At 62.1% G+C, this 15,112-nt stretch carries 9 protein-coding genes; all 9 read right to left on the bottom strand.

The window, feature by feature from the left end; genetic code table 11:
* Nucleotides 1-1,002 (bottom strand): GTP 3',8-cyclase MoaA, encoded by a 1,002-nt coding sequence (moaA, locus tag ABGT83_RS00760; RefSeq protein WP_346685552.1) that lies wholly within the window; start codon nt 1,000-1,002, stop codon nt 1-3.
* 157 nt (nt 1,003-1,159) lie between these two features.
* Entirely contained in the window at nt 1,160-7,162 is a 6,003-nt protein-coding gene (locus ABGT83_RS00755) for an InlB B-repeat-containing protein (protein WP_346685551.1), read from the bottom strand.
* A 334-nt stretch (nt 7,163-7,496) separates the two neighbouring features.
* The gene (locus ABGT83_RS00750) at nt 7,497-8,609 is read right to left on the bottom strand and encodes a sulfate/molybdate ABC transporter ATP-binding protein (protein WP_103264147.1); all 1,113 of its coding nucleotides are present in this window, start codon (nt 8,607-8,609) and stop codon (nt 7,497-7,499) included.
* A 198-nt stretch (nt 8,610-8,807) separates the two neighbouring features.
* Entirely contained in the window at nt 8,808-10,250 is a 1,443-nt protein-coding gene (modB, locus tag ABGT83_RS00745) for a molybdate ABC transporter permease subunit (RefSeq protein WP_346685550.1), read from the bottom strand.
* A gap of 147 nt (nt 10,251-10,397) precedes the next feature.
* Entirely contained in the window at nt 10,398-11,303 is a 906-nt protein-coding gene (gene modA / locus ABGT83_RS00740; RefSeq protein WP_103264145.1) for a molybdate ABC transporter substrate-binding protein, read from the bottom strand.
* Nucleotides 11,304-11,483: 180 nt separating this feature from the next.
* Complete coding sequence (locus ABGT83_RS00735; RefSeq protein ID WP_103264144.1) at nt 11,484-12,089, bottom strand: ABC transporter ATP-binding protein; 606 nt, start codon at nt 12,087-12,089, stop codon at nt 11,484-11,486.
* Entirely contained in the window at nt 12,083-13,027 is a 945-nt protein-coding gene (locus ABGT83_RS00730; protein ID WP_346685549.1) for an ATP-binding cassette domain-containing protein, read from the bottom strand. Before ABGT83_RS00730 ends, ABGT83_RS00735 begins: the two co-directional genes overlap by 7 nt.
* A gap of 9 nt (nt 13,028-13,036) precedes the next feature.
* Nucleotides 13,037-13,933: an ABC transporter permease gene (locus tag ABGT83_RS00725; RefSeq protein ID WP_204600442.1), complete on the bottom strand. Its 897-nt coding sequence runs from the start codon at nt 13,931-13,933 to the stop codon at nt 13,037-13,039.
* Nucleotides 13,926-14,909: an ABC transporter permease gene (locus tag ABGT83_RS00720; RefSeq protein ID WP_103264143.1), complete on the bottom strand. Its 984-nt coding sequence runs from the start codon at nt 14,907-14,909 to the stop codon at nt 13,926-13,928. The genes ABGT83_RS00725 and ABGT83_RS00720 overlap by 8 nt, the downstream gene beginning before the upstream one ends.
* Nucleotides 14,910-15,112 lie beyond the last annotated feature (203 nt).

Here is a 15,112-nt window from a genome sequence, read left to right as displayed (position 1 = left end):
CTAGCCGCCTATCTGGGACATACCCCGCTCGGTTCCCACCTTGTCGTGATGCTCGTCGGGCTTTGCGCCGATAGCTTGCGCTATCACGCGACGCACGTCTTCCTCGCGCCCGGTTGCGAGCGCAGTCTTTACGTCGTACTCCTCGTCCGAGAACAAACACGGCCTCAGCCTGCCGTCTGCGGACAGGCGCAGTCGATTGCACTCGCTGCAGAAGTGCCGCGACAACGGGCTGATGAAGCCAACCGTACCCTGCGCGCCCTCGAACTCGTAATAGCTCGCCGGCCCCCAGCCGCTTGGCCGGTGTTTGGCCGCAGGGCGCAGCCTACCCAGCCCTTCTTCGACGGCGCGCTCGTCAATGATCGCACGCAATTCCTCGCTGGGAACGACGTCCTGCTTCCCCCAGCCGCAGCCGTCGGTGCCGGAGCTTTCTCCCACCGGCATATACTCGATAAAGCGCACATGGAGCGGCCGATCGAGCGAAAGCTTCGCGAAGGCAAGATAGTCCTGGTCGAGGCTGCGCACGGTCACCGCGTTTATCTTGACGGGATCGAACCCCGCCTCGAGCGCAGCGTCAATGCCGTCGAGAGTCTGCTCGAGCTCGCCACGGCGGGTGATGCGCTTGAACTGGTCCGGATCGAGCGTGTCAAGCGATATGTTGACGCGTGAAAGCCCCGCCCGCCTGAGGCTTTCGGCCATCCGGGGAAGCAGCACGCCGTTCGTGGTCATGGCGATGCTCTCGATGCCGGGAATGTCCTTGAGCTCTCTGACGAGACGCTCCACGCCCTTGCGTACGAGCGGCTCGCCCCCGGTCAGACGCAGGCGCTTGATGCCCATCTGCGCCGCAACGTGTGCGATCTCGACGATTTCGCCGAACCGCAGAATGTCTTTATGGGACAGTTGATCCACACCCTCCTCGGGCATGCAGTAGATGCATCGGAAGTTGCAGCGATCCGTGAGCGATATTCTCAGGTAGTCGATCGTGCGACCGTGGGTGTCCTTCATGCGACACCTCCCTCCTCGTCTGAGGATATAATAGAGCATGGAGGGAGTGAAACAAGCGACTATCTTGATGCCGCGGCAGACGGCTTGGAATCAGCGGGGCGCCCCGCTTCGCAGCAGAGCGCCCCGCTTACCATACCGGTTGGTCCGTATCGAGCATCTACCGCTGATCTCGACGGCGACGATGCACCATGACTGCAGCAAGAGCGAGAGTCGCGGCCGCCGCAAGCACGGCAGCCGCGGTGCCGAACAGCACGAGCGGATCGCCGGTGGAGGCCGAGCCGCCGAGCGTGTTCGGAGCCGCGGAAGCGGGAGGCCGCTTCGCCGAATCTTGATCTCCTCCCGAATCCACGTGAGCCGGAGGCTGGCTGGTGTCGTCAGGCTTGCCCGGATCGCCTGTAGTGCCAGAATCATCCGGTTTACCCGAACCGGCTGCAGTCCACTTCGCGTAGAGCGTTATCGGACGCTCTACCGATGTATTGAAATCGTAGACGCTCGTCAATCCCTCGTCGGAGAACCACCCGCCGAACGTATAGCCTGCGCGCGTCGGGTCGGCCGGCTTGGTTGCGCGTCCGCCGAACGCCACCGTCTGCGAAGCAACCGCCGAACCGCCGTTGGACTCGAAGCCGACCGTCACCGTATCGGCCGCCAGCAGCGCGTAGGTGGAAAACGCGCTGGCGTGGAATCTCACGATGCCCTGCTCGTAATCCACGCTTTCAGGCACGATGATCTCCGTCGCGCCATCGTGCACGTGCGCGATGCGCGCGCTCTTGCCTGCAATGTCGTCCGGTTTCACCTTGAGCTCAAACAGCAGCGGCTCGTCGACTTCGTCGATGAGGACCGTTTTCTCGCTGCCGCCGTCCACCTTGACGGTCATCTCCACGGACAGCTCGAAGTACAGTGCGACCGTCTCTCCGTCATCCGAAACGTCCTCGATCGCATCCTTCTCATCGGGATCGACCACGCTTTCTTCTTTTAGTTCGGCCTTGAGGGAGACGACCACGGTCACATCGGCTCCGTTTGCACCATCGATGAGGTCACGCACAGCCTGAGCCTCTTCGGGAGACATGCCGGCCGGCGTTTCGCCGGAGGCGATCTCCTGCACGGCTGCGGCTCCCGCTGTAGCCGCTGCGGCCACCGTCTGGTCGGGCGCGGCGAATTCGTCGGCCGCCGGCTGCTCGACCTGCACGATCACGTTCGCATCAGGAACGGCCGCGACCGTATCATAGAAGAACGCAAGCTCCTTGTCGTAGGCATCGATGGTCACCGTCTGGGAATCGAGCCCGTTGACCACATAGCCGTCGATCTTCGGCGCGCGTTCCGAGTAGGTCTCGCCGAAGATTCGACCCGATACGACTGCGTCCTCGGAAATCTTGGCCGACGAGGAACCCTTCAGGTAGTAATGCACGGTATAGGACGCGTCGGAGCGCGGCGTCCACACAGCCGTATAGGAACGATTGCCCGAGGAGCCCTTTGCGATGGCCGCATCTACGGTCGGAGCGGTCAGGCCGGTGCCCGTCCAGCCAGCGAAGTCGTACCCGGTTCTTGTCGGCTGCGGCAGCGCGATGTCATCCGAGAATGCAGTATAGGAGGCGGGCGCCTGCACGCCGCCGGCGAACGCTCCGCCGGCCAAAATGTAGTCGATCGCGAAGACCCGCGGCACTACGGCACCGGGAGCGTCGACCGCATCCTGAACGTTCTGCTGGTAGATACCTTCGTCGTAGTACGCGGTATCGAGCACCGTGTTGAACGTGCCGCCGGTGACGAAGTCCTCCTTGTCCTGGCTGTAGACCGCAAGCTTCCCGTCGTTGATAGCTTTGAACGTGCCGGCTGCCACCGAAAGGGAAACCTTTGCAAGGTCGTCGACGGAGTTGTCTTGCGGGTTGCTTTCGTAGATCGCCGAGAACCCGGAAATCGTACCACCCGATACATTCACGGCGATCGGAAGCTTTGTCGTATGTTGAGCGACCGCAATGCCAGCGCCTTCGGTCGTGCCACCGCTGCCGTTCGGATTGACCGTCGTCGGTTTCAGAACTCCTGCAACAACGGCGTCACCCGACAGGTCCAACGTACCAGCACGCATTTCGATGCCGGTGCCGCCTTCGATGTCGCCACCGTTGATGACGAGCGATCCCAGCTGCGGATGATAGATGGCGGCGTTGTTCTTATCGGCCCGGACGGTGCCGCTGTTGATGACGATCCTCGTGCCATGCTTGTTCCCATTACCCGAAATGGCAGCATACTTGTTGCCTTCCAGCGACACCACGGTACCGCCGTTCAGCGTCAGCGTATTGCGCATAGTCTGAGCATCGGACAACGACCCGTCTTCGGCTTCGCCCGCCGGATAGTAGCCGACTACGTATATGCCGGGCCCATGAGCAGCCTCAACAGAAGCACCCTCGTTGATAATCGCGTCGCCGCGATATCCGGTTGTCTGGTACATATTTCCAACTTGCACGCCATAGCCTGCGGCCTTGACGGCGGCGCCGTTATTTAAAACGAGTTTCGCATTCTGCACGTAGATTGCGATGGAATCGGAATTGGCGGCCTCGATCGTGCCGTTCTCCACAGTCAAAGAGCTGTTGACAACAGAGAACGGCATCGAGTCGTTGGAGTTCCGGTAGGTCTTTCCTCCCAGGTCGAGTGTAATGTCTTTTCTGACGTTGATCTGCTGCGCGTCTTCTATGTCCGCCAGCAGCTTCACCTTGTCGCCGGATTCAGCCTGCGCGACAGCACGCGTGAGCGTGTTGTACGAGCCCTTCGAAATGCCATCCGCGTCAATGACTTCGACCGCTTGGTTCTCCGCCACTTCGAACATCCCGTCGCCGCCCTCAACAGCGACGAAACCCTCCGCCAGATAAGCCAGCGGGTCGCTGGAGAACGTGCCTCCGGTGATGGCTTTCGCAGCATCGCCGGACAGAGCGGCCAACGAGACCGCGAGTTTGCCAACACCGCCGGAAACTCTAAGAGTCGCGCCTTCGGCTTGCCCGATGGAAAGCGATTTGACGAGCGAATCTGCATCGGCAGCGGCATACTCTTGAATGGCGGCATTATTCTTGCTGGTCAACGTGCCGCCCGAAATGCCCACTTCCACCGTGCCCGAAGCTCCGTATCCACCGCCGCGTGAAACGAGGGAAAGCGCCGCGCCATCGGGAATCGAGGAACCCGTCTTCGTCGTGTCAGGCGTCTCAATCGTACTCGCCGTCGCCTCGATACTGCCGCCCTCGATGGCAAGCTTGCCCTCACCGCAGAACTGCACACCATTCGCGCCCGTCAGCGTGCCTTCCGAGATCGTCAGGTCGCCGTTCTGCGGATGATATACGGCGCACCCATCCGCATCCGTCGAACGCACGATGCCTCCCTTGATCGCAATGCTCGTACCGTCGCAGTCTCCGTTGCCGACAATACCGAAACTATTACCTTCGATGACGCCGTCTTCGACGGTCAGGCTTGATGGCGCGCTCGCATTGCTGCCGATTACGGCGATTCCCGCATCCGGCCCTTTGATATGCGTCGAATCACCTTTGATAGTCACGCGCGGATTGCGGGAATCGTTCGTTCCGAGTCCTACCCGAACGCCATATGAAGGCACGCCTGATGCAACGGAAGACGTATCGACGACTACGTTCTCAAGCGTCAGATCGACGTCCTGCCGCACTTGTATCGCGGTTCCGAACGGAAACTCCCCGGTGCCATCCGTCGAATTCAAAATCGTGCCGTTTTTAACAATGACGTTGATGGGGCCCTGGTACTTGTTCACGGATACGGTGGCGTACTTCGAGCCATCGATGCTGTGGCCGTTCAGATCGAGCACGATCGAGTAGCCGATCTCGTACTTGACATTGCCCGCAGGAACATCTTTATGCAATGTGACGACATCGCCGTTCCTCGCCTTGATCACTGCCGTGCTCAAGGTGTCATACATCACCGAAGTCCCGTTTGGCTTGGTGACAGTCGCCACCTGGTCATTCTCCACGACGTACATGCCATCGGCGTTTTCCGTTACGATTCGTCCGGTCTCCAGGTATGCGGTCACGTCGCTGGAGAACGTGCCGCCGCGAACGGTCATGGTGCCGGGCGCCGCGAGGTTGAGCGCGGGAACGCCCGCATCGGCTTCGACCAGACCACCCGATACGGTCGCCTTGCTGTTCGCTCCGTCGTAGTAGCCGCTTGCACCGTCGATGTGCACACCGTAGCAATTCTGCACGATCGCGCTGTCGCCCACCTTGCCGCTCGCGGTTCCGCTGGCGATCACCGCACCGTCCGTCATTTCCAGCGTGCCGCCTCGCATGAGGATACCGACGCCCCCATCGGCATAGACGGTACCACCGGCGATGCTCAGCTTCCCACGCTGGGGATGGTAGATGCCGCAGGCGATGTACCCATCCGCTTCGATACGGCCGATGACGGTGCCGCCGCTTATCGAAATCGACGTGTCGCCATAGTCGTCCCCTTCGGTACCGTTGCCTCCGATGGCGGCGTTGTCGTCAGCGACAACAACGCCGCCATTCATCTTGAGCGTCGCACCTTTGCCTTGCACGCCGATGCCGAACTCGGCACCGTGGATGTACCCGCCCTCGACCGCGAGGATCGATCCTTTGCCCACGAACACCGCATCGCTATCCTGCGATTCCACGATACCGCTTTCGATGGTGGCCGAGCCTCCGTTTTGAATGTGGAGCGCCTTTGCATAAGGACTGACTGTCGGCTCTTTGCCGAGGATCTTGCCTGCAACATACGAAACCGTACGACGGTCATCGCTCACGACGGGTGCCGCGGGGGCGGTCGTGTCGCGTACCGCCAGCTTGCCTTCGACGGTGATCGTGTCGTTTATGTACGAATCATCGGAGCTTGCCCGCCCCGCGACGGTTCTACCGTTGAGGTCGAGCGCGACATCCTTTCCCGCAGGCACGACGACGTTTTCCTGCACGTCCTCGAGCAGGACGACCGTCTCGCCCGCTTGAGCCGCATCGACAGCCTCTTGGAGCGTCGAGTACGCCGCGCCGTGCACGCTCGCCACCATCGTGCGGGTGAATACCTGACCTTCGGAAATCGATCCCATGTTCGGGCCCTGTGCGGTGCGGTACGTGCAGGTTCCAAGCGATGTGAGCGTGCGATTGCCAGCGCCATCCTCGCCCACTGCGAACTTTGCATTCGCGCTGTAGTTTGCATCGACTTCCGTTCGATACGGATTACCTGCGTGGTCGCAGACTATCGCCACGTCTTTGAAGGCGGAAACCGCAGGGCTTCCGTCAGATGCAACCTCGTCGGAAATCGCAATCGTGCGTCCGGCATCCGAGGTCGCAAGCACGATGGCCGTTCCGTTCTCGGCACGATAGACGCCCATGAGCGAGGCCGTTTCGAAATTGGCCGTTCCAGCCGCCTTGAACAAGTTGAAGCCCAGGTATGAGCCGAAGGCCGATCCGTGGATTTCCGGCGGCGCTCCATCCGTGGTCCATGAGACGGCGAAACGCTCGTACTCGCCGTTGGAAACGTTCTGCACGAGCGACGATGGGATATCGCACACGAGGGCATCGCCCTCCTCGCGTAGATCGATTCCGTACGAGAGAGTCATGCCGTCAGCTGTTACCGCCTGCCAGGAAACCGACACGTTCGTTATGCGCACATCGGCATCTGCGCTCAATGAATAGCCCTCTGCTGCGGAAATGCGGAGATGCAGCACGCCGAATGCTGCTGGGTCGAGACCCAACTCATCGAGAACGCACTGCTCTTCCCCGTTCAAACCGCTTCCGATTTCCTGCTCGATACCCTCGTCAAGCGCATAGAAGATGCGCAACGGCCCGATCGAATCCACGGCGTTTCGATTCGCCAACGCTCCCGCACCTGCAATCGAGAACCTCTGACCGCCGTCTCCTGAGATACCGTCGTCATGATCGGCGTTGCGGGACGCATTCACGTCGGATCCGTCTGTCGGCTTGTCGGTAGACGGCTGACCGGACGACTCGCCTTCGTCTTCGGATCCCGCCACGCTCGAACCATCGGCTTCCGACACCCCATCCTGCCCGCTCGTAACGAAGCTGCCAAGCGAATCTTCGTTATTGCTATGGTCGCCCCACGCAGCTGCGGGAACGTTCATGGTGAATGCCAGTGCAAGGGCGAGTACGATCGCCATCGACCGATCGGCCCGTTTCTTCCCCTTCATGCGGTACCCTTCTCTATGCTTATACGTTGTCGCACATGCTTCTTCGCGGCCGTCCTCATCCTCGCCGAGGGCGATACTGCCCACAATTGACCAATACTATTATAAATGACCTGATCGTAAGCATAGTTTTGAGGACAGCGCGTCGGGTCGCCTTCAAGAATAGGTTTACACCACCCCCCAGTCAATACGAGGGGCAAAGAAATTGGCAGCGGCGCGCCATTCTGGCGTCATGCTGATGCCTGAGAATGCGGTGCGCTTTCCCAGCCTGTTCGACCGGCGCCGAAACGTATCTTGCGGCGGCGGCGGACGTGCGCTTCCCGCGCGCTTCCGGCTGCTAGCGCGTTACGAGATACACCTTATCGGGCGGGATGCGTATCCAGAGCTCCTCGCCCTCTTGGGGGAGGTCCTTGGCGGAGACGGCCAGCTTGTCGATGCGCCAGAACAGGTGCTGGTGCAGATACTTCATCTCATCGTCGGTGCGCTTCACCGTCGGCGCGAACGTCTCGTCGCGATCGAGAAAGCCCAGCAACGCCGTGCGCTCGAAGCGCGAATCGCTCACCCGGTCGACGCGCACGCGGTAGACGTTCTCCCCCGGCCCTTCGACCTGCTCGAGATAGAACGCGCGGACGCCCAGGCACACCACGTCGCGCGGCACCTGGGCATCCGAGCTCGCTTCCACACCCCATTTCGGCAGTCGGACGCGATGCTCGTCCACGTACTCGGCCGCCGTCGCATTCTTGCAGCCCGACAGCTTGACGCCCGCCACCGACTTCGGCCTGTTCACCAGATCGTCGCCCGTCTCGATCTCCATGATCGAGCCGTTCTCGACGACCGCAATACGGTCGCAAAAGCGCAGCGCCTCGTCGATGTCATGGCTCACGTAGAGCACCGTGCCGTGGAACGCATCGAACAGGCTGACCAGGTTCTGCTCGAGCACGCTTTTCAAATGCGCGTCAAGGGCGCTGAACGGCTCGTCGAGCATGAGTATGCCGGGGCGGGCTGCCAGCATGCGGGCGAGCGCCACGCGCTGCTGCTGCCCGCCGGAAAGCTGCGCGGGAAAGCGGTTTGCGAAGGACTCCAGCCCGAAGCGCTTAAGCTCCGCTTCCACGATGCTTCTGCGCTCAGCCTTCGGAACGTCGCGCCCGATGCCCGCACCCACATTCTCGGCCGCCGTGAAGTTCGGGAACAGCATATAGTTCTGGAACAGCAGCGCAGTCTTGCGCTCCTGCGGCTTAAGATTGATCTTGCGCTCCGAATCGTAGAACACCTTCCCATTTACCACGATGCGGCCTTCATCGGGTGTTTCGATGCCCGCAATGCAGCGCATGGTCAAGCTTTTCCCGCATCCTGACGCGCCGAGGAACCCAAGCGTTTCGTCGCTCGCCTGAAACTCCACGTCAAGCGCGAACGACGGAAACGACTTCCGAATGTTAACTTCCAAGCTCACAGCGTGCTCCATCCCGGTTTACATGAGTCTCCCGCAGGCGAATCCCAAGAAGCGTCGGCAAGGATGATCGAACGAAGGGTGCTTGGGCGCTACCTGCCAAGCGAGTTCCGCGCGAGCCGAACAGTCCAGCGGACTGTTCGCGCGAGCAGGGCTGTTCGAGCAACTGGCTACCGCCCAAGCACCCGCCAGAAAAGCCCATCATTCTTCGGTCCTCCTGCGGTACTTCGTCGTGCGCCTACCCCAGAGGTTGATGAACAGTATGACCACGAAACTGAAAACGAGAATGACGGCTGTCCAGAACAGCGCGACGTCGATATTGCCGCTCATCCATTCGAAGTAGATGGCAATGGGAACGGTGCGCGTAATACCCGCATAGTTGCCTGCCAAAAACAGCGTCGCGCCGAACTCGCCGAGTGCGCGAGCAAAGGAGAGCACCGTGCCCGCCGCGATGGACGACCACGACAGCGGAAGCATCAGCTTAAAGAAAATCTTCCGATTCGACCACCCCAACGTGCGCGCCGCATCGAGCATGTTCGGATCGAGCCCTTCAAAGGCGCCGCGCGCGCTGCGGTACATGAGGGGAAACGCAACCACGACAGCGGCGATCACCGTAGCCGGCCAGCTGAAGATGAGCGGGAATCCCACATCGATGAACCAGCGTCCCACCGGTGAGTTGTTTCCCAAGCCGAGCAGCAGCAGAAAGCCGCAGACCGTGGGCGGCAGCACCATGGGGATAGTGAACACAGCGTCGGCGACGTCCTGCGCGCGCTTCGGGATGCGCAGGGCGAAGTATGCAGCCGCGAGCCCCAGCACGAAAATGATCACGATGGCGGTGCCGGTGGTGCGCAACGTCACCCAGAGCGGCGAAAGATCGATGCCCTGCAAGAACTCGCCGAATGCCCGCACGCCCTCGGCCGGCGGCGCGATGTCGACGGCGCCAGGCGCGACGATCTTCAGGAAATCGACGTGGCTCGGACGCGCAACGCCCTCGACGGCGGCAGATACCACATCGTTGCCGTCCTCGCCGATGGCAGTGACGAAATAGCGGTTTTCGCCGGCCTCCACGGCAAAGTCGTACACGATGCCGCCCATCGCGTAACCCGACTCACTCGTGAAGTACCAGGGCACGTCGTCGTCCATGACGACGCCGCCCGAAAGCGACACCGCGTCGAGCGCGATGAAATAACGCTTGAGGTCGTTTCGCGAAGCAGGATCGGCTGCGTCGCACAAGGCATGGGCCGTAGGCGGGACAAAAACCAGCACGTAGTCCTCGGTGGCAATGGCAACTGCATAGTCGGGCGAACTACCCTGATAGTAGCTGTACCCAAGGTAACGGCCGTCCAGCTCGCGGTTCGAGCCCTTCTGCGCGCGGGAGAACGCATCGACCGCAAAGGATGCCCCGTCGATGCGCGCAGCCTCCCCATCGGCCGAAACGGCCACGCCGTCGGAGGAGGCCGTTTTAATGGCAGCCGCTGAAGCATCCTTCGCATCTTCGAGCGGGGCTTCCGCAGCGACGTTGCCCTCCCCGCCTTCAACGGCGAACGCTGTCGCGGGGCATAGGACGGCGCATGCCAGCAACAAGGCCAGCAGCAGAGCGCCAAAACGTGTTCCCGGTGTTGTTCCCACTCTCGATACCCCCAAGACCCGGCTCGCGCCTTCCGTATGGAGCCGATGCGCAAAGCAACGTTCGATGCCATCATACACAATGAAGGAGGATGGAAAGGCCAGGCCTCCCATCCTCCTTCATTGCGCCCGACAAGAGCAGGCGCGCAGATTTATGGCGGAATTCTAGGCGGCCAACTCGAAACCCCATTCCTGCCAAATCTTGATGGCGTCCTCGTCAGAGAACAGCCAATCGAGGAACTCCTGAGCGGCCTCGGCATTCTCTGAATCCGCGCACAGAGCGGCGGGGTATACGATATTCTTGTGCGTGTCAGCCGGAACCGTTCCGACGATCTTCACTCCGCCGAACCGGTACACGTCGGAACTGTAGACCATAGCCAGATCCACATCGCCGGAGTTGGCGTAGGAGCACACGTTGCCCACGCTGGAGCCTTCGGTAACCTTGCCTTCAAGCGGCGTTCCCTCGAAAGTGCCCTCCTTGCCCGCGCTCTCCCTGCCGATGGCGCCGTCGGCGCTCACCCAACACGCCGGATCGGTGGTGGAAAGCGCCTGCTTGGCATAGTTGCCGGCCGGCACGTTTGCGTCGCCCACGGCCACCGTGTAATCACCCGATGCCATATCGGCGAGCGTCACGTTGCTCAGCTCGGAATTCTCGCCGGCCACGATAACCAGCTCGTTGGTGAACAGGTCGAAGCGGGTTCCGGCATCAACGTAGCCTTCCTCGACGGCCGTATCCATGGTGGCTTTCGATGCCGTGATCAGAATATCGGCGGACGATCCGGCTCCGAGCATCTCGTTCAGCGTGCCGGACGCCTCGTACTGGGTGTCGGCGAACGAAACCCAGCCATGATCCTCTAGGTAGAGATTCTGCACCTCTTCCATGGCCTTCGATAGCGAGTTCGCAGCAAAAATTTGCAGCTCGACTGCCTCGTGGTCCTGTACGTCAGACGGCTCGTCTCCCGACGGCTCCTCGGCCGGCTTGTTCTCAGACGAGCAACCGGCCATCCCGAACGCGGCTGCCAATGCGAACGCGCATATCGCAGCGAGCACGATCCGGTACGTTTTCTTCATGGGCACATCCCTTCCCTCGCTCCTGATCGGGCCGCGGCATGCGTCCGAGGGAATCCCCCGCCAGCACTGGTCCGAATTGCCCATTATATTATTCTTTTATTAGTATATAGTCAACAAAAGATAATGCAGACGGATGACGTACGAGATCCCGCGGCACTCGCGGCCTGCCTCAAAGCGGCGCTATTCGGTTCGTGCGAGATCCACCACGCGCGTGGCTATGCGCTCGGTGAGCGCCGGCGAATGCGACACGAACACGACCCCGATGCCGCAGGCCTGCGTCTCGGACACGAGAAATCGCCAGATCTGGGCTTGGGTGACGGCGTCGAGCATCGTTGATATCTCGTCGGCAACCAGATAGCGCGGGTGCGCCGCTAAAGCCCGCGCGATGCAGAAACGTTGCAGCTCGCCCCCAGACAGTTCGTGCGGAAACCGCCCGAGCCATCGCTTCTGGATGCCCAGATCGTCCAGCAGACGCTGCGGCACCTCCCCCGCTTCGGCCAGCGTGTCGCGCATGCGCATGCGCGGATCGACGGCTTTTTCGGGATGCTGCAGGATCAGCTGCACCGGGCACGTACCGCGCCTCGGTAGCGGCTCGCCATCGACGAGCACGTTCCCTGCCTGCGGACGCTCGTATCCGGCAAGCATCCGACAGAGCGTGGTCTTACCGAATCCGGACGGAGCGGTAAGCGCCACACGTTCGTCGGTCCCCACCGCCAGATCGAACCCCTCGTACAGCAGCCGCTTCGCCCCCGGGTACTTGAACGAGACGCCCCGCGCCTCTAGCATGGCGAACCTCCTCCCGTTTGGAAGTCGTGTTCCGGCAACGCGTGCCACAGCGCACGGGAGAAAGGGTGTTCCAGGAGGTCGGGCGACGCGAAGTTCGCAACCGCCGTCTCCTCTACCACGGTGCCGTTCTCAAACACGGCCACGCGGTCCGCCACCTGGAGAGCCAGCTCGATATCATGCGTGATAAGCAGCACGCCGCCGCCCTCGTCGGCGAACGTCCTCAGATCGCCGAGCGCACGCACCGCAAGCTCCAGATCAAGTCCGGGCGTGGGTTCGTCGGCTACGATGACGCGCGGGTCGTCCATAAGCGCACAGCACACCAGCACACGGCGCGCCATGCCACCCGACAGTTCGAAGGGGTACATGCCGGCCACCGCCTCCGAAAGGCCGTAGCGCGCAAACAGCTTCTCGCGACGTCGCCGGCGCACCGCGTGCGACTCGTCTGGATGCGCGAAGCCTTCCACCTGGCGGCCCACCTTCATGAGCGGGTCGAGGCTGTTCACGCTTTGCGGCACCAGCGAGATGCCGTGTCCGCGCAGCTTCTGCAAAGAATCGGCGTCCTGCAGCTCACCGTCGAACCATATGCGTCCGTACACCGTGGCGTTCGGCTCGAACAGCCCCAGAACGGCGTCGGCTACAAGCGTTTTGCCAGATCCCGACGCGCCCACCACCGCCACGATTTCGCCCACATGCACCGAGATGTTCAGCCGATCGATGACCTCCGTTTCGCGTTGTTTCGCGCGAAAGTACGGTACATCTTCCTCGTACATGCGAAAACCCACGCTCAGATCCTCAACCTGCAGCACGTGGTGCCCGTGCTCATGGCGCGAGACCGGCGCGTGCGTATGGTGGTGATGCGCCTGCATATCCTCGTGCTTGATCGTCGCATGCCCGACCGGTATCGCAGACAGAGGGTTCGTCTTGCTCGCTTCGCCCACGGAAACCTCCTAGTCCTGCGAACTGTGCGGATCGACAAGCTTGCGCAGATTCGAACCGGCCGCATCGAACAGGAGTACGACGGCGACGAGCGCAAGTCCCGGGAACACCGCGAGCCACCACATACCGGCCGACAGATACGCCATCGACTCGCTCAGGATGACGCCGATAGCTGGCTGCTCGGGCGGCAGGCCGAATCCGAGGAACGTGATGGCAGCTTCGTGAAGGATGGCATGGGGGAATAGCAGGATGAGTCCCACGATGAACTGAGGCAGCACGTAGGGAAGCATATGGCGCGTCGCGACGCGCACCGGTCCCTGTCCAAGCTTGCGCGCCACGGACACGAACGCCGCCTCTTTGCACTGGAGAACCTCGGCGCGAACGACGCGCGCAAGGCTTGGCCAATGCGTCACGGCTACGCCGATGGCAACACCCCAGAATCCTTTGCCGAGAGCGAACGAGATCAAGATGAGCAGCACGATATGCGGCACACCCATCATGAGGTCGATGAGCCAGGTGACTGCAGCGTCGGCGCGCTTGCCGCCGAGTGCTGCCACCGTTCCCAGCACGAGAGCGATCAGGGCCGATGCCGTCGCGGCCAACAGCCCCACGAGCACGCTCGTGGAAAGGCCCGCGAGCGTGCGCAGCAGCATGTCCCGCCCCATCCAATCGGTACCGAACGGGTGAGCTAGGCTGGGTGCAAGGTTCTTCTGCGCAAAATCGGTAGCCGTTGCCGCATCCCCCGCCGCGATCCCCGCCGCAACGACCGCCGCCAGCGCCGCCACGGCCGCCACGAACACGCCCAGCGTAAGCCGACGGTTGCCTATGCGGATTGCGTGCGGTGCATGAAGCACGGAGGCGGAGGCGCCCCCGTCGCAAGTCTCACAGATTTCTCTTTCGCTACGCACGGCCCGCCCCCTTCCGCATGCGCGGATCGACGACGCCGTACAGGACGTTCGCTATGAAGTTACCGGCGAACACGAAGGCTGCCGAGAATACGGCGATGCCAGCCAAAAGCGCCACATCGCCGCCGAGACCCGCCGTAACGGCCGCCTGACCGAGGCCGGGGTACGAGAACACCTGCTCCACCAGCACCGATCCGCCGAATATCTCGGAGATGGACGCAAACTGCAGCGTGATGGCCGGCAGCGCAAGGTTGCGCAGTCCGTGATGGCGCAGCACGCCCCAGGTGGACAGCCCGCGGGCGCGGGCGAAGCGCACGTAGTCGCTCTCCAGCACGTCGATGGTCTTCTCGCGCGTGTGCAGCGCAATGTTCGCCACGCCCACCACCGACAGCGTGAGCGCCGGCAGCGCAAGATGGTGCAGCGCGTCGGCCAACGTCACGTCGGCGGCCGACACCCCGATGGGCACGGAGAAGCCGAACGGGAACCACCCGAGCTGCACCGAGAACACGACAAGGAACACGAGTCCCAGCCAGAACGTGGGCACGGACGCCAGCAGAAAGCAGTACCCCTTCACGATACGATCGACGAGACGCCCGCGGTTCGCACCGGCCAGAATGCCGAGCGCAAAGCCCAGCACACCGCTCGCCGCCCAGGCCGTCGCCATGAGCGCAAGCGAGTTGAGCGCCCGCGCGGCGATGACGTCGGCAACCGGCGCGTTGTAGCGCAAGGACATACCGAGATCGCCTTGCACGAACGCCGTCAGCCAGTTTGCATAGCGCTCCCAAAGCGGCGTGTTTGCGCCCCAGTACTCGGCGAGCTGCGCACGCTTCGCCTCGCTCATGTTCACGAGCGCCGCCTGCCCCACGTTCGCCTGGACCGGATCGATGGGAGATACGCTCACCAGCGTAAACGCGACCAAGCTCACCGCAAGCAGGAGCAGCACGAATTTGACTATGTTCCGAGCGATGAACCGAGGCATGATGGAAACTACTATAACCTCACCTGTCCGAAAACCTGACGACAACACCCCTCAACGAGGGAAAACGCCGACCGACCCCGCCGCGCCGCAGGTTCGCGCCAGTCAGCGGAGGGGGCGGACGGCACCCACCAAGCGAGTTCCGCACGAGCCGAACAGCCCAGCGGGCTGTTCGCGCGAGCAGGACTGTCCGAGCGACTGGGCGC

The sequence above is a fragment of the Enteroscipio rubneri genome, from assembly GCF_963929405.1.
Classification (GTDB): domain Bacteria; phylum Actinomycetota; class Coriobacteriia; order Coriobacteriales; family Eggerthellaceae; genus Enteroscipio; species Enteroscipio rubneri.
Note: the sequence above shows the minus strand (reverse complement) of the source record. Positions and strands in the feature narration are given on the sequence as shown.

Bases quoted from the DNA above. Each gene is read 5' to 3' on its own strand.
- moaA (WP_346685552.1), bottom strand. From the start codon at position 1,002: ATGAAGGACACCCACGGTCGCACGATCGACTACCTGAGAATATCGCTC.
- ABGT83_RS00755 (WP_346685551.1), bottom strand. From the start codon at position 7,162: ATGAAGGGGAAGAAACGGGCCGATCGGTCGATGGCGATCGTACTCGCC.
- modA (WP_103264145.1), bottom strand. From the start codon at position 11,303: ATGAAGAAAACGTACCGGATCGTGCTCGCTGCGATATGCGCGTTCGCA.
- ABGT83_RS00735 (WP_103264144.1), bottom strand. From the start codon at position 12,089: ATGCTAGAGGCGCGGGGCGTCTCGTTCAAGTACCCGGGGGCGAAGCGG.
- ABGT83_RS00720 (WP_103264143.1), bottom strand. From the start codon at position 14,909: ATGCCTCGGTTCATCGCTCGGAACATAGTCAAATTCGTGCTGCTCCTG.